Source organism: Pseudoflavonifractor sp. MSJ-37, assembly GCF_018917965.1.
Lineage (GTDB): Bacteria > Bacillota > Clostridia > Oscillospirales > Oscillospiraceae > Pseudoflavonifractor_A.
This window is the reverse complement of sequence record NZ_JAHLPP010000001.1, coordinates 928,587-942,141: the sequence shown is the minus strand read 5'-3', so window position 1 is coordinate 942,141 and position 13,555 is coordinate 928,587. Positions and strand designations below refer to the sequence as shown.

Genomic DNA, 13,555 nt, shown 5'->3' with positions numbered 1-13,555 from the left:
AGGAAAAGGAGTTTTCTCGTGTTTGAAGTGATCAAGACGGAGGGGAAGGCCCGGCGCGGTGTGTTCCAGTGCGCCCACGGAGTGGTCCAGACCCCGGTATTCATGAACGTAGGGACCCAGGCGGCGATCAAAGGCGCTGTGTCCTCCCACGACCTGGAGGCGATCGGCTGTCAGGTGGAGCTCTCCAACACCTACCACCTGCATCTGCGCCCTGGAAACGATGTGGTCCGGGCTATGGGCGGCCTCCACGCTTTCATGGACTGGAAGGGGCCCATCCTCACGGATTCCGGCGGGTTCCAGGTGTTCTCCCTGTCCGGTCTGCGGAAGATCAGGGAGGAGGGCGTCACGTTCGCCTCCCACATCGACGGCCGCCGGATCTTCATGGGGCCGGAGGAGTCTATGCAGATCCAGTCCGACCTGGGCTCGGACATCGCGATGGCCTTCGACGAGTGTGTAGAGAATCCAGCCGCCTATGACTATGCCAAGGCATCCTGCGAGCGGACCCTCCGCTGGCTGGAGCGGTGTAAAAAGGAGCATGACCGGCTCAACGCCCTGCCGGATACGGTGAATCCCAAGCAGATGCTCTTCGGCATCAACCAGGGCGCCACCTACCCGGATCTGCGGGTGTGGCATATGAAGGAGACGGCCAAGATCGACTGTGACGGCTATGCCATCGGCGGTCTGGCGGTAGGCGAGCCTACGCAGGTCATGTATGACATCATCGATGTGGTGGAGCCCCATATGCCCAAGGACAAGCCCCGTTATCTCATGGGCGTGGGCACCCCCTCCAACATCATCGAGGCGGTGGCTCGGGGCGTGGACTTCTTCGACTGCGTCATGCCGGCCCGGAACGCCCGGCACGGGAAGCTCTACACCTGGGAGGGCACCATCAACATCAAGAACGAGAAATATAAGACCGACGCCTCTCCCATCGATCCCACTTGTGACTGTCCGGCCTGCCGGAGCTTCTCCCGGGCCTATCTGCGGCATCTGTTCGCGGCGGGGGAGATGCTGGCCATGCGTCTGGCGGTGCTCCACAACCTGCATTTCTACAATGAGTTGATGGCCCGGATCCGCAAGTCCCTGGATGAGGGCACCTTCGACCAGTTCCGGGCGGAATACAGCGGCAAACTGGATCGGCGGCTGTAAAAAACAGACCGTTCCCGGAAAAGATCCCCGGAAAGACTTGTCAAACAGACTGTTCTGACGTATAATATCTTCTACGTGCAAGGCGAGACACGACTTTTGTGATTTTGGAGGAGATCGATTTGAACCATATTGCAACTGCACTCCTGACTGCGGACAGCAGCACCGCCAACCTGGTCAGCATGATCCTGCCCCTGGTGATCCTGTTCGCGATCTTCTATTTCATGATGATCCGTCCGGAGAACAAGCGGAAGAAGGCTATGGAGAAGATGCGCTCCGAGCTGGCCGTGGGCGATGTGATCACCACCATCGGCGGCATCGTCGGTACCATCTGCGCTGTGAAGGAGAACACCGTCGTCATCGAGACCGGCGCTGACCGCGTCCGTGTGGAGTTCACCAAATGGGCCGTCTCTACCAAGGGTACTCAGACTGAGGAGACCACGAAGTAAACGGGACCGACCTCATCCAGCTCCCCCGGCTGTCGTTCGACGGCCGGGGGAGCTTTTTGTCTCCACGTCTATCCGGCCCCGTCCCGGCATAGGATGGGACCGAGGATGAGATGAGGAGGGCACAGGCATGGCGGAACGGGAGAACGGGAAAGGAGAACATCGGGATGACCAGCTGCTCCGCTGGGGGAGAGCCATCCTGATCGGCGGACTGATCGGGCTGGCGGTCTGCCTGACGCTCCTGCTGGGGATATCGGCAGTGGTGTCTGCCGGGAAGCTGGGGCAGGATCGGGCGGCCGCCATCTCGGCGGCGGCGTGCTTTTTCGGCGCATTCCTTGGCGGAAGCTGGACCGTGCGGCAGTGTGGATCGCGCGCGCTGGCGGTCGGGAGTGCGGTCGGAGCGGCACACGCCCTGTTCCTGCTCACAGTCGGGACAGTCCTGTTCCGATGCGGACCGTCTGCCGCTGGGGCAGGGCTCTTGACTGCGCTCTGCCTCTGCGGCGGTGCCGGGGCCGGCCTAGTGGACCGGCTGGTGCTCCCAAAGAAAAAACGGCGAAAATGATTGAAATCAAGTCCGGGCTATGGTATACTAACACCGATATCCTGAATGAATTGGGAGGGAAACAGAAATGAAGCATATCAAGACGCTCAACGGCGCTACCCTGAAGAAGAGCGCCGCTCACGGCGGCTGCGGCGAGTGCCAGACCTCTTGCCAGTCCGCCTGTAAGACCTCTTGCACCGTCGCCAACCAGAAGTGCGAGAACGAGAAGTAAGAGTCGAAGCGACCAGACACGGTTGAAAGGGTGGGGCTTTCCCACCCTTTTTCCATGCCGTGAGCCCTCACCACAGCCGCCCGCGTGCCTGCGGCCCGTGGGGACCGGACATTCAAATCTTGGAGGAAAGAAAAGACATGGTACATACCTTTCAGGCTCTTGGAGTCAATATCGCGGTGGATGTGAACAGCGGTGCGGTCCATGTGCTGGACGAGCTCACCTATCATCTGTTGGAGCAGGTCGTCCCGCCCATGGCCGAGCACTGCCCCACAGATATCACAGCAAAGCTTCCTCAGTACGATGCCCAGGCGCTGGAGGAGGCGTGGCAGGAGCTGCGCGGGCTGGCAGATCAGGGCCTGCTCTTCGAGGAGGACGATTACATCGACCGGGAAAAGGCCGCCTCTATGCAGCAGGCGGCGCTGGTCAAGGCGCTGTGCCTCCATGTGTCCCACGACTGCAATCTGCGGTGCAAATACTGCTTTGCCTCTACCGGTGATTTCGGCACTGGCCACCGGATGACGATGGACGTGGAGACCGCCAAGAAGGCCATCGATTTCGTGGTGGAGAAGTCCGGCCCCCGCCGCAACATCGAGGTAGACTTCTTTGGCGGCGAGCCTCTGATGGCGATGGAGACCGTGAAGGAGACCGTGGCCTATGCCCGCTCTCTGGAGAAGGAGAAGGGGAAGTGCTTCCGCTTCACCATCACCACCAACGGCATGCTCCTGAACGATGAGAACATCGAGTATATCAACCGGGAGATGTCCAACGCTGTCCTCTCCCTGGATGGCCGCAAGGAGGTCAACGATGAGCTCCGCCCCACCGCCGGCGGGAAGGGGAGCTATGACATCATCGTGCCTAAGTTCAAGAAGCTGATCGAGGGCCGGGGGACCAAGGACTACTATCTGCGCGGCACCTTCACCCGATTCCACAAGGACTTCGCTGAGGATGTGAAGGCGCTGGCCTCCATCGGAAAGAACATCTCTGTGGAGCCTGTGGTCGGGAAGGAGGAGGACCCCTATGCCCTCCAGGAAGCTGACCTGCCCGGTCTGGAGGCCGAGTATGAGAAACTGGCCGAGTATCTGAAGGACCATCCGGAGACCAACTTCTTCCATTTCAATGTGGATCTGGCTCAGGGACCCTGTGTGATCAAGCGTCTGCGTGGCTGTGGTGCCGGCTGTGAGTATGTGGCCATCACCCCGGAGGGCGACATCTACCCCTGCCACCAGTTCGTCGGCAATGAAGAGTATAAACTGGGCAACATCTATGAGGGCACTTTCGACCGGGAGATCTCCAGCCGCTTCGCCGCGCTGAACATCTACACCCGCGAGGAGTGTTCCAAGTGCTGGGCCCGCTTCTATTGCAGCGGCGGATGCAGTGCCTCCAATCTGCTGGTGAACGGCAATATCGAGCATCCTCACAAGGTGGGCTGTGCTCTGGAGAAGAAGCGCCTGGAGTGCGCCATCGCCCTGCGCGCCCTGGCCGCGGGCATGGGCAAGTGATAACAAAATGTAGTCTCTAGAGGACGAATGCAGCAAACACCGCATCTAGCGATATACGAGTAGTATACCACTAGATGCGGTGTTTATTTGTGCTTATACACAAGATAAGTTGATGAAGTATACATAATACAGTATACATAAAACGTGAGCATAATGTACAAAATTGGATGGATATGCCGAATATGCTTGCATCGTCGTGTGGAGTAGATCATAATAAAGGTGACAGGCCATAGTCGTTGCTCGGTCCTACCGACCCGGTCCGCCGCATATGTTATGTGCGGGAGGTGATCGCGGATGCGGAGACTGGGCAGGAAGATTTGGGACGTGCCGTCGGATCTGGCGACAGCCCTGACACTGCTCTCGGCGTTCTTTGCGCTGGGCGGGGTCTTGGGGTGTACTCTGGCGTTCCAGATAGACAGCAGCGGAAGCGCCGGTCTGGCACGCTATGTGGAACGGTTCCTGACCTGGGCTGGCACGTCCGGGCACACACCGTCTCTGCTCTTGGCGGCGTGGGATACGGTCCGGTGGCCCTTGCTGGTCTTTCTGCTTGGGTTCACGACGCTGGGGCTTTTGGCCCTTCCAGCGGTATTCGCGGTGCGGGGGTTCCTGCTGGCCTTCGCGATCGGTTCTTTCGTGCGGCTCTTTGGACGGACCGGAGGTACGCTGGCCTTCCTGATCTTCGGGATCCCGGAGTGCGCGGCCGTCCCGGTCCTCTTCATCCTGGGGACGCAGAGCTGGCTGGCTTCCAGGGCCTTGGCCTCCCGTGTGCTCGGCGGGGGGAAGATGGCTCTGCCTTACGGAAAGCGATATCTCCTGCGCTGTGCCTCTTGTGCCGGCGTGTTGTGTATATGTGTGTTTTTGGAATATGTAGTGGTCCCGGCGCTGACAGCAGGGGCTGCTGGGCTCTTGCCGCCGGCTGGCGGCTGATGGAGCACGGGGAGAGGGTGCTGGATGATGGACTGTTATGAGGCATATGAACGGTATCTGACGGAGGAAAAGCGGGCGGCGCCGAATACGCGCACCTCCTATCTGCGGGATGTGCGGCAGTTCCTCGAATGGCTGGATGCGGACCCCCTCCAAGTCGTCCGGTCGGATATCGAGACCTATACCCAGTATCTGACAGCCCGGGGGAGATCGCCCTCCACCGTGACGCGCTCACTGGCATCCCTGCGGTCATTCTACCATTTCCTGACTTGGAAGGGCATGATCGGGCAGGACCCGGCCCGGGGGCTCTCCCATGCCAGAGTGGAGCGGAAGCTCCCCCAGATCCTCACCAACAAAGAGGTAGAGCTTTTCTTGGAACAGCCCGATACCGGGGATGTCAAAGGTGGTCGGGACAAGGCTATGCTGGAGCTCCTGTACGCCACCGGCATCCGGGTGAGTGAGCTCATCGGGCTGGACGTGGACGATGTGGATCTGGAAAATGCCTTGGTCCGGTGCGCCGGCCGGGAGAGCCGGGCCCGGAGCATCCCGCTGTATCCGGCGGCAGTGAAGGCCCTGAGCGACTACATCGAGCATATCCGGCCCCAGATGCTGGAGCATATGGAGGAACGGGCCCTCTTCGTGAACATGAGCGGAGAACGCATGAGCCGTCAGGGCTTCTGGAAGATCGTCAAGAACTATCAGGAGAAGGCGGGCATCGACAAGGATATCACGCCGCACACCCTCCGCCATTCCTTTGCGGCCCATTTGCTGGAGAACGGGGCAGACCTGCGCTCCATCCAGATCATGCTGGGCCACGCGGACATATCTTCGACCCAGATCTACGCTCAGGTGGTGGGACGGGAGCAGAAGCTGAAGCATATCTATGACAAAGCCCATCCCAGGGCCTGAGATACCGGGACGACTGAGCCGCCGGAGCATCTTCACGATGCTCCGGCGGCTCTCCCTGTCTGCGGCGGGGCGGCTGAAAATCCAAGGCAGGCCCTTCCCATTTCCAAACATATGTGCTATGATATCTTCATCTATGTGTTCTAACAGGGAGGGGCGTCCATGGTCATTTTAGGGATCGATCCCGGCTTCGCGATCGTGGGCTTCGGAGTCCTGGAGGCGGTGCCCGGACAGCAGAGGCTGATCCGCTGCGGTGCCATCACGACTCCGGCGGGCGTGCCGCTCCCGGCCCGTCTGCATCAGATCGATGACGATCTGACGATCCTCTTCGAGCAGTTCCGGCCGGATGCCATGGCGGTGGAGGAACTGTTCTTCAACAACAACGTGACCACCGGCATCGGCGTAGCACAGGCCAGAGGCGTGATCCTGCTGAGTGCCGAGCGTGCGGGTGTGCCGATCTTCGAGTACTCGCCCTCTCAGGTGAAGCTTGCGGTGACGGGCTACGGCAAGGCGGAGAAGCGGCAGGTCATGGAGATGACGCGCCGTCTGCTGAAGCTGAGTGCGGTCCCAAAGCCGGATGACGCGGCAGATGCGGTGGCCATCGCCCTGTGCCATGCCCGGTCCTATACCTCGCGGCTGAGCCTGCTGGACTCGGCACGCCCGGGCAGTGGACGGTACGCCGTGCGGAACGATTAAGGAGCGACGCTATGTTTTACTATGTCAGCGGTACGGTGGCTCATGTGGAGCCTTATCTGGCCGTGATCGACTGCGGCGGCGTAGGCTATGCCTGCCGCACCACCAACCAGAGCCTTTCCCGGCTGACGGTTGGACAGAAGGGGAAACTCTTCACCCACCTCTATGTCCGGGAAGAGCTCTTTGAGCTCTACGGATTTGCTACCGAGGACGAGCTCAACTGCTTCCGCCTGCTGATCGGCGTGTCAGGAGTGGGACCCAAAGCGGCCTTGTCCATCCTCTCGGCCACCACCCCGGAGGGGCTGGCCATGAGCATCATCACCGGAGACGAGAAGGCGCTCACTGTGGCCCAAGGCATCGGCAAGAAGATCGCCCAGCGCATCATCTTAGAACTGAAGGACAAGCTGGCCAAGGGCCAGATCGCCGCAGGCGGCGAGAGCTATGCCGGTACCGGTGTGACGGTGATCCCTCAGGACAAGTCCAGCGAGGCGGCCGCCGCTCTGGCGGTGCTGGGCTACAGCCAGACCGAGGCGGCGATGGCCCTGAAGGGCATCGATGTGGAGGGCCTGGAGCTGGAGCAGATCGTGAAGCAGGCCTTGAAAAAGATGATGAAGTGAGGGATGCGTCCCTTGCGCGCGGAAAGGAGGGATAATCCTTGAGCATCGATTTTTCTGACAGCGCTCTGGAAACGGAGGCCCCGCTGGTCACCACATCCCTTACCCGGGACGATGAGGCGGAGGGCTCCCTCCGTCCCAAGACGCTGAACGAGTATATCGGTCAGCAAAAGGCCAAGGGCAATCTGGAGGTCTTCATCCAGGCTGCCAAGATGAGAGGGGAGCCCCTGGACCATGTGCTCCTCCACGGACCGCCCGGCCTGGGCAAGACCACGCTCAGCGGCATCATCGCCAATGAGATGGGGGTCCATATCCGGATCACATCCGGCCCGGCCATCGAGAAGCCGGGAGATTTGGCGGCTCTGCTGACGAACTTGAATGAGAACGACATCCTCTTCGTGGATGAGATCCACCGGCTGAACCGCTCGGTAGAAGAGATCCTCTATCCGGCGATGGAGGACTATGCCATCGACATCATCATCGGCAAGGGGCCGGCGGCCAATTCGATCCGGCTGGACCTGCCCAAGTTCACTCTGATCGGAGCTACCACCCGGGCGGGACAGCTCTCCGCGCCCCTGCGGGACCGCTTCGGCGTCACCCTTCGGCTGGAACTCTACACCCCGGAGGAGCTGGCTGAGATCGTCACACGGAGCGCCGGGATCCTGGAGGTGCCGATCGAGCCGGAGGGCGCCATGGAGATCGCGAAACGGAGCCGGGGCACGCCCCGGATCGCCAACCGGATGCTCCGCCGGGTCCGCGATTTCGCTCAGGTCAAGGCCGGCGGCGTGATCACTGAGCACGTGGCGGACCAAGCCCTCACCGCTCTGGAAGTGGACCATCTGGGCCTGGACGGCGTGGACCGGCGGATGCTGAGGAGCATCATCCAGCACTACGGTGGAGGCCCAGTGGGCCTGGAGACGCTGGCGGCCACCATCAATGAGGAGGCCGTCACGCTGGAAGATGTCTATGAGCCCTATCTCATGCAGATGGGGTTCCTGACCCGGACGCCCCGCGGCCGGTGTGTGACCCGCCAGGCCTATGAGCATCTTGGACTTCCGGTCCCGGGTGGGATCTCCGGCGGTGGGCTGGAGCAAATCTCTTTTTGACATTTTTCCGACGTTTGTTTATAGCTATGAAGCGATGAGGTGTATTTATGGGAAAATTGTTCGGTACAGACGGGATCCGCGGCGTGGTCAACGCTGGGCTCGACGCGGAGCTGGCCTATCAGGTGGGTCTGGCCGCGGCGGTCGTCATGGCGAAGGAGACAGGGAAAAGCCGTCCCCAGATCGCCATCGGCAAGGACACGCGGATCTCCTCCGACCTGCTGGAGGGCGCGCTGACGGCGGGCCTGTGCTCTGCCGGGGCAGATGTGCTCCATTTGGGCGTGGTGCCTACGCCGGCGGTGGCATTCCTGACCATCCATATGGGGGCGGACGCGGGCATCGTGATCTCCGCCTCCCACAATCCCTTCGAGCATAACGGCATCAAGATCTTCAGCGGACAGGGCTATAAGCTCCCCGACCGCCTGGAGGAGGCCATCGAGGAGATCGTCCTCTCCGGACAGAAGCCGGCCCTCAAGACCCATGGGGAACTGGGCCGGGTCATCTACAAGGACGCGGCGGAGTCCAAAGTCTACATCGACCATCTGGTCTCCTCAGTGGACACGGATCTGGCTGGGACGCGGATCCTGGTGGACTGTGCCAACGGCGCCGCCTCCGCCACTGCGCCTGGCCTCTTCGCGCGGTTCCCTAAGCTGACCGCCGATATCATCCATGCAGAGCCGGATGGGGTCAACATCAACAACGGATGCGGTTCCACCCATCTGGACGATCTGAAAGCCAAGGTGGTGGCGGGGAAGTACGATCTGGGCCTGGCTTATGACGGCGACGCCGACCGCTTCCTGGCGGTGGACGAGCGGGGCGAGGACATCGATGGAGACCAGATCATGGCCGCCTGCGCTCTGGATCTGAAGACCCGCGGGAAGCTCCACGGCGATGCTATGGTGGGCACGGTCATGAGCAACATGGGGCTGCACCGTTTTGCTAAGGAACACGGCCTGGAGCTGTGCTGTACGCCTGTGGGCGACCGGCATGTGCTGGAGAAGATGCTGGAGCGGGACCTGACCATCGGCGGCGAGCAGTCCGGCCACACCATCTTCCGGGAGTATGCAACGACCGGTGATGGAGAACTGACCTCGCTCCAGTTCCTCCAGGTGTTCCACCGCTCCGGGAAAAAGGCCTCAGAGCTGGTGGCTGGCTGTAAACGATATCCTCAGGTGCTGGTGAACCTGCCTGTGGCCAGCAAGGAGGAGAAGGAGCGCATCATGGCGGCGCGGGCGCTGAAGGACGCGGTGGCCGCGAAAGAGGCGGAACTGGCCGATACCGGCCGGATCCTGGTGCGTCCGTCAGGTACGGAAGCTCTGATCCGTGTCATGGTGGAGGCGCAGACTGAGGAGTCTGCAAGAGCTTGTGCGGAGGAATTGGCGGAGATCATAAAAAGGATGTAGGATCCTTCATTCCTTGTAAATATTTTGCATAAACCCCTTGACGATCAGGTATACTCCTGCGTATAATAATAACTGAGGAGATGCGGCGATGAACGCTCCCCCTACTCAGAGTCCCCAAGTGACAGATGAGATATTGTGTGCGCGTACTGCGTCCGGTGACCGTACTGCGGCAGAGGAACTCGTGCTCCGCTACAACCGTGTGGTCCGGAGCTGCGCACGTCCTTATTTCCTGGCGGGAGGGGACAGTGAGGATCTGATCCAGGAGGGGATGCTGGGGCTGTGGAACGCGATCCGGGAGTACGATCCTCGGAGGGACGCTTCTTTCCGGACTTACGCGAAGGCCTGTATCCGCAATCGTCTGCGCTCCGCTGTCCGTGCGGCGGCTAGAGGCAAGCATACGCCTCTGAACGATCATATATCATTCGAAACCCCTCTGTTTGACGGTTCTACGATCCATGAGTCCTGCGGCACCGATCGCCGCCGCTTTGAGGACCCGGAAGATTCCCTGATCGTCCGGGAAGAGGTCCAGGAACGGATGAGCCTGCTGAAAGGCCAGCTGTCCGGTTTCGAAACGAAGGTCCTCAGGCTTTACTTGGATGGGTCTTCCTATTCCGAGATCGCCTCTGAAATGAAACGGTCCCCCAAGGCGGTGGACAACGCCGTGCAGCGCATCCGGCGCAAGGTAGCACGGCAAGTTTCTTCCGGCGACTCCAGCGAAAGCTGAGCGCGATATATCACTGACCCAGCAGCATCGGTTTCATTCCGTCCCCTGGGCAACGAGTCAAAGAGAGGGTAATCATCATGTACGAAGACAAGACTTTGGTGTGCAAAGAGTGTGGCCAGGAGTTCGTGTTCACCGCCGGTGAGCAGGAGTTCTACGCGGAGCGGGGCTTCCAGAACGAGCCTCAGCGCTGCAAGGCCTGCCGTGACGCCCGCAAGGCCGCTTCCCGCGGTCCCCGCGAGTACTTCACCGCTACCTGTGCCGCCTGCGGCGGCGAGGCCCGTGTGCCTTTCGAGCCCAAGTCTGACCGCCCCGTGTACTGCAGCGACTGCTTCGCTCGTATGCGCGGTGAGCAGCACTAAGCAGCTTGGACCTGCGGCCTGATACACTGACATCAGTCCTTGAAGCCTCCCGGCATCAGCCGGGAGGCTTTTCTTATACCGATCCCGCTGAAGCACATGTAAAAGAAGCCCGGTAGGGACCGCTGGATTGCGGTCCCTACCGGGCTTTGGTCTGGTTTATACAGTCAAGTGGACGAGAGGGGCGGTCATTCCTTCTCGGAGTCCTCAGCGTGTTCCTCAGATACGGCTTCCGGCCCCGCCTCGACTTCGGCGGCCGCTCGGGCCATCTCCTCGGCTTGACGGTCCAGCTCATCCAAGTCATCCAGATGATGACGCAGGTCCTCTCTCTGTTGGGCGGTCAAACGATCGACCGACTCCTGGAACTGCTGGTCCCGGCGCTCCTGAGCGGCCTGTTTGGCCTTCTCCTGGAATTCCTCGCCGAACTGGCGGCCCTGCCTGGCGGCGGCCTCGCCCTTCTCCACCAGGACCTTGCCCAGATCTCCGGCCGTCTCCACCACCAGGGCGGCGGCGCCCACACCGGCATAGACCACATTCGTCAGTACATCTGTCAGTTTATCCCACATACGAAACACCTCCTGAAAGCATATCACGCCGGACGCCGGTGCGCCCAAGCTTTCTATGATCATTATACCACAGATGTACGGCCTATTGTGGCCTTTCTGTGGACGATATATGAAGAAATGATAAAGAAATAGAGGGGCATACCGCTTCAGGGCAGACCATAAGATAGATCAGATGACCACGCCGGAAAGGAGCGCCGACCATGGAGAGCATGACCTATCAAGAGTGGAACAGACGGAGGCAGGGACGAAACGGCAGTACAGCTCCGTCCGGGCGAAAGAAGGGGAAGCCGGTCCAGATGGGCTGCACAGAGCGCCGCCGTCTCCTTCAGCTCTTCGTCTGTACCATGGTGTTCGTCGCGACGGTGGTCGGGAAGGGCGTGTTTCCGGAGCGGATGGAGACCGTGCAGGCAGAGTTGAGACAGATGCTCTGCGCAGACACAGATCTGAGCGGGGCTTTCGTCCGTCTGGGGCGGTCCCTGTCCCGGGGCGACCCTGTGGGGGAGAGCCTGGGGGACTTCTGCATCGAAGTGTTCTCCGCGGAAGATGGGATCCGGGTATCCGTTCCGACGACATCCAGACGCCCACTGTCACGGCAGGAGGCCAATGCTCTGCTGGAGCAGGGGAGCCGGCCTGTCGCGGATGTGCTTGGCCTCCGGGCGGAGTCAGATTGTGACGGAACATCAGGAAATGACTTCTTTGCCGATACAGCCGCTGTGCCGTCTCCGGAGCCCACAGAGCCGGAGGTGGTCCACGTGGACTATACCGGTCCGGCCCTCCCAGCCAACGCGACGATGGATAAGTACCGCCTAGATTTGGCGGAGACCGTCTCGCCGGTGATCGGTCGGGTCTCCTCCGGGTTCGGCTGGCGGGAACATCCGGTGGACGGCGGTGAGAAATTCCACAATGGAGCCGATCTGGCAGTGGATCTGGGCACGCCGGTGAAGGCATTCGCCGCTGGCACGGTAGAGTATATCGGGGACAGTCCTGTCTATGGCCTGTATCTCCAGATCGACCACGGGAACGGGGTCTCCAGCTTCTATGCCCACTGCGAGGAGCTTCTGGTCCAACAGGGGAAGACCGTGACAGCGGGAGAACAGATCGCTCTGGCCGGTGAGACCGGCAACGCCACGGGACCCCATCTCCACTTCGAGCTGAAACGGAACGGGATCCGTCTGGATCCAGTCTATTATATCGAGACGAAATGACTGCGGAGCATATCAAGGGACGGGTGGAGATCAGCGGAGGCTTCTTCCTGTTGGCCGCCTTCCTTTACTATATGGACACGGATGGCCTGCTCCTACGGGTGGGCTTGGCCGCCACGGTCCATGAGCTGGGGCATCTGCTGGCGATCTGGGCCCTGGGCGGACGGGTGTCCCGCCTGCGCCTGACTTGTGTGGGAGCAGAGATGCGCCTGGCCTCCAGCTGCCCTAACGGCCGGATGTTCCGCATCCTGACGGCCCTGGCCGGTCCGGCCGCCGGCCTCCTGCTGGCGGCGATGGCGGCCCAGATCAGTCCGGGCGGGTGGAGCTTGGCTGGCATCAGCCTGAGCCTCTCCTGTTTCAATCTCCTGCCGGTGGCGGGCCTGGATGGATGGCGGGCTTTGTCCGCCTGCCTGACCAGCCGATGGGGGAGAAGGGCCTTGGAGATGGTCTCCCTCTTGGCGTCAGGAGGCCTGGCCGCCGCCGGCCTGTGGACCATGTCTGGGACGGGGGATCCGACTCTCTTCGTGACGGGAAGCTGGTTGCTGCTATCGGCGGTCAGACAGAGCGGATACTTTTCTCAAATTCCCACTTGCGTTCCGAAGCAGATCATGATAAACTAATTGGGTCTGAATAAAGGGTGTTCCTCTGCGGTGCCACGCTAGAGATGCGTGGTGGAACGGCCGCAAGAATGCCTATAAACGAGGAGGAAAAGATCAATGGATCTGATGAAGGCTTTTACCGAGAAGCAGATGAAGACGGAGGCCCCCGTGGCCAATGTGGGCGACACCGTCAAGGTGCACGTGCACATCAAGGAAGGCAACCGTGAGCGTATCCAGGTCTTCGAGGGCACCGTCATTGCCAAGAAGCATGGCGGCATCGAGGAGAGCATCACTGTTCGCCGCGTGTCCTATGGCGTCGGCGTGGAGAAGGTGTTCCCCCTGCACGCTCCTTCTGTGGAGAAGATCGAGCTGGTCCGTCGGGGCAAGGTCCGCCGCGCCAAGCTGTACTACCTGCGTGACCGCGTGGGCAAGGCCGCCAAGGTCAAGGAGCGCATCTGATTTCGCATCAGTATCACCGGGTATCCCGGGATCGGAAAAACAGGACGGGAGACCGTCCTGTTTTTTTCATGTCCGGATGCCTCATTTTTCGGTGGGAGAGACAAAATCTGAAATTCTGAGCCAAAGGTCTTTTTTTCTCCAG

The 13,555-nt window shown here is 60.8% G+C and carries 17 protein-coding genes; 16 read left to right on the top strand and 1 reads right to left on the bottom strand.

Annotated features, from left to right (window positions below; translation table 11 throughout):
* Positions 1-18 precede the first annotated feature (18 nt).
* The 13 genes from tgt (at position 19) to KQI12_RS04370 (ending at position 10,590) form a co-directional block, all read left to right on the top strand.
* Positions 19-1,149, top strand: coding sequence for a tRNA guanosine(34) transglycosylase Tgt (gene tgt, locus KQI12_RS04430; RefSeq protein WP_216570878.1), 1,131 nt, complete (start codon positions 19-21; stop codon positions 1,147-1,149).
* A gap of 119 nt (positions 1,150-1,268) precedes the next feature.
* Positions 1,269-1,595: a preprotein translocase subunit YajC gene (gene yajC / locus KQI12_RS04425; RefSeq protein WP_371817953.1), complete on the top strand. Its 327-nt coding sequence runs from the start codon at positions 1,269-1,271 to the stop codon at positions 1,593-1,595.
* A gap of 127 nt (positions 1,596-1,722) precedes the next feature.
* On the top strand, positions 1,723-2,154 hold the full coding sequence (locus KQI12_RS04420) for a TIGR04086 family membrane protein (protein ID WP_216570877.1): 432 nt from the start codon (positions 1,723-1,725) through the stop codon (positions 2,152-2,154).
* 67 nt (positions 2,155-2,221) lie between these two features.
* The gene (gene scfA, locus KQI12_RS04415) at positions 2,222-2,365 is read left to right on the top strand and encodes a six-cysteine ranthipeptide SCIFF (RefSeq protein WP_216570875.1); all 144 of its coding nucleotides are present in this window, start codon (positions 2,222-2,224) and stop codon (positions 2,363-2,365) included.
* A gap of 137 nt (positions 2,366-2,502) precedes the next feature.
* Positions 2,503-3,864, top strand: coding sequence for a thioether cross-link-forming SCIFF peptide maturase (gene scfB, locus KQI12_RS04410; protein WP_216570873.1), 1,362 nt, complete (start codon positions 2,503-2,505; stop codon positions 3,862-3,864).
* Positions 3,865-4,158: 294 nt separating this feature from the next.
* Positions 4,159-4,791, top strand: a complete 633-nt coding sequence (locus KQI12_RS04405) for a stage II sporulation protein M (RefSeq protein ID WP_216570872.1) — start codon at positions 4,159-4,161, stop codon at positions 4,789-4,791.
* A gap of 24 nt (positions 4,792-4,815) precedes the next feature.
* The gene (xerD, locus tag KQI12_RS04400; protein ID WP_253290805.1) at positions 4,816-5,697 is read left to right on the top strand and encodes a site-specific tyrosine recombinase XerD; all 882 of its coding nucleotides are present in this window, start codon (positions 4,816-4,818) and stop codon (positions 5,695-5,697) included.
* A gap of 159 nt (positions 5,698-5,856) precedes the next feature.
* Positions 5,857-6,390 carry a crossover junction endodeoxyribonuclease RuvC gene (gene ruvC / locus KQI12_RS04395; protein WP_216570870.1) on the top strand — a complete coding sequence of 178 codons (534 nt, stop codon included), beginning with the start codon at positions 5,857-5,859 and terminating at the stop codon, positions 6,388-6,390.
* Between the two features lie 11 nt (positions 6,391-6,401).
* Positions 6,402-7,004 carry a Holliday junction branch migration protein RuvA gene (ruvA, locus tag KQI12_RS04390; protein ID WP_216570868.1) on the top strand — a complete coding sequence of 201 codons (603 nt, stop codon included), beginning with the start codon at positions 6,402-6,404 and terminating at the stop codon, positions 7,002-7,004.
* 38 nt (positions 7,005-7,042) lie between these two features.
* Complete coding sequence (gene ruvB, locus KQI12_RS04385) at positions 7,043-8,107, top strand: Holliday junction branch migration DNA helicase RuvB (RefSeq protein WP_216570867.1); 1,065 nt, start codon at positions 7,043-7,045, stop codon at positions 8,105-8,107.
* A gap of 47 nt (positions 8,108-8,154) precedes the next feature.
* On the top strand, positions 8,155-9,507 hold the full coding sequence (gene glmM, locus KQI12_RS04380) for a phosphoglucosamine mutase (protein WP_216570866.1): 1,353 nt from the start codon (positions 8,155-8,157) through the stop codon (positions 9,505-9,507).
* Positions 9,508-9,595: 88 nt separating this feature from the next.
* Positions 9,596-10,231 carry a sigma-70 family RNA polymerase sigma factor gene (locus KQI12_RS04375; RefSeq protein ID WP_216570865.1) on the top strand — a complete coding sequence of 212 codons (636 nt, stop codon included), beginning with the start codon at positions 9,596-9,598 and terminating at the stop codon, positions 10,229-10,231.
* A gap of 77 nt (positions 10,232-10,308) precedes the next feature.
* The gene (locus tag KQI12_RS04370; protein ID WP_216570864.1) at positions 10,309-10,590 is read left to right on the top strand and encodes a zinc-ribbon domain containing protein; all 282 of its coding nucleotides are present in this window, start codon (positions 10,309-10,311) and stop codon (positions 10,588-10,590) included.
* Between the two features lie 185 nt (positions 10,591-10,775).
* Here the strand turns inward: KQI12_RS04370 and KQI12_RS04365 are convergent, their stop codons facing one another.
* A complete protein-coding gene (locus KQI12_RS04365; RefSeq protein ID WP_216570863.1) occupies positions 10,776-11,153 on the bottom strand; it encodes a hypothetical protein in 378 nt (125 codons plus the stop codon).
* Between the two features lie 200 nt (positions 11,154-11,353).
* Between KQI12_RS04365 and KQI12_RS04360 the strand changes: the two genes are divergently transcribed.
* The 3 genes from KQI12_RS04360 (at position 11,354) to rplS (ending at position 13,413) form a co-directional block, all read left to right on the top strand.
* A complete protein-coding gene (locus KQI12_RS04360) occupies positions 11,354-12,358 on the top strand; it encodes a M23 family metallopeptidase (protein WP_216570862.1) in 1,005 nt (334 codons plus the stop codon).
* Positions 12,355-12,975, top strand: coding sequence for a peptidase M50 (locus KQI12_RS04355; protein ID WP_216570860.1), 621 nt, complete (start codon positions 12,355-12,357; stop codon positions 12,973-12,975). The genes KQI12_RS04360 and KQI12_RS04355 overlap by 4 nt, the downstream gene beginning before the upstream one ends.
* A gap of 96 nt (positions 12,976-13,071) precedes the next feature.
* On the top strand, positions 13,072-13,413 hold the full coding sequence (rplS, locus tag KQI12_RS04350) for a 50S ribosomal protein L19 (protein WP_216570857.1): 342 nt from the start codon (positions 13,072-13,074) through the stop codon (positions 13,411-13,413).
* Positions 13,414-13,555: the final 142 nt, after the last annotated feature.

Excerpts from the sequence above, each read along its gene's own strand:
- KQI12_RS04360 (WP_216570862.1), top strand. The coding sequence starts at position 11,354 with ATGGAGAGCATGACCTATCAAGAGTGGAACAGACGGAGGCAGGGACGA.
- KQI12_RS04375 (WP_216570865.1), top strand. The coding sequence starts at position 9,596 with ATGAACGCTCCCCCTACTCAGAGTCCCCAAGTGACAGATGAGATATTG.
- ruvC (WP_216570870.1), top strand. The coding sequence starts at position 5,857 with ATGGTCATTTTAGGGATCGATCCCGGCTTCGCGATCGTGGGCTTCGGA.
- KQI12_RS04355 (WP_216570860.1), top strand. The coding sequence starts at position 12,355 with ATGACTGCGGAGCATATCAAGGGACGGGTGGAGATCAGCGGAGGCTTC.
- KQI12_RS04370 (WP_216570864.1), top strand. The coding sequence starts at position 10,309 with ATGTACGAAGACAAGACTTTGGTGTGCAAAGAGTGTGGCCAGGAGTTC.
- KQI12_RS04405 (WP_216570872.1), top strand. The coding sequence starts at position 4,159 with ATGCGGAGACTGGGCAGGAAGATTTGGGACGTGCCGTCGGATCTGGCG.
- scfA (WP_216570875.1), top strand. The coding sequence starts at position 2,222 with ATGAAGCATATCAAGACGCTCAACGGCGCTACCCTGAAGAAGAGCGCC.
- rplS (WP_216570857.1), top strand. The coding sequence starts at position 13,072 with ATGGATCTGATGAAGGCTTTTACCGAGAAGCAGATGAAGACGGAGGCC.
- glmM (WP_216570866.1), top strand. The coding sequence starts at position 8,155 with ATGGGAAAATTGTTCGGTACAGACGGGATCCGCGGCGTGGTCAACGCT.
- KQI12_RS04365 (WP_216570863.1), bottom strand. The coding sequence starts at position 11,153 with ATGTGGGATAAACTGACAGATGTACTGACGAATGTGGTCTATGCCGGT.
- scfB (WP_216570873.1), top strand. The coding sequence starts at position 2,503 with ATGGTACATACCTTTCAGGCTCTTGGAGTCAATATCGCGGTGGATGTG.
- xerD (WP_253290805.1), top strand. The coding sequence starts at position 4,816 with ATGATGGACTGTTATGAGGCATATGAACGGTATCTGACGGAGGAAAAG.
- ruvA (WP_216570868.1), top strand. The coding sequence starts at position 6,402 with ATGTTTTACTATGTCAGCGGTACGGTGGCTCATGTGGAGCCTTATCTG.
- KQI12_RS04420 (WP_216570877.1), top strand. The coding sequence starts at position 1,723 with ATGGCGGAACGGGAGAACGGGAAAGGAGAACATCGGGATGACCAGCTG.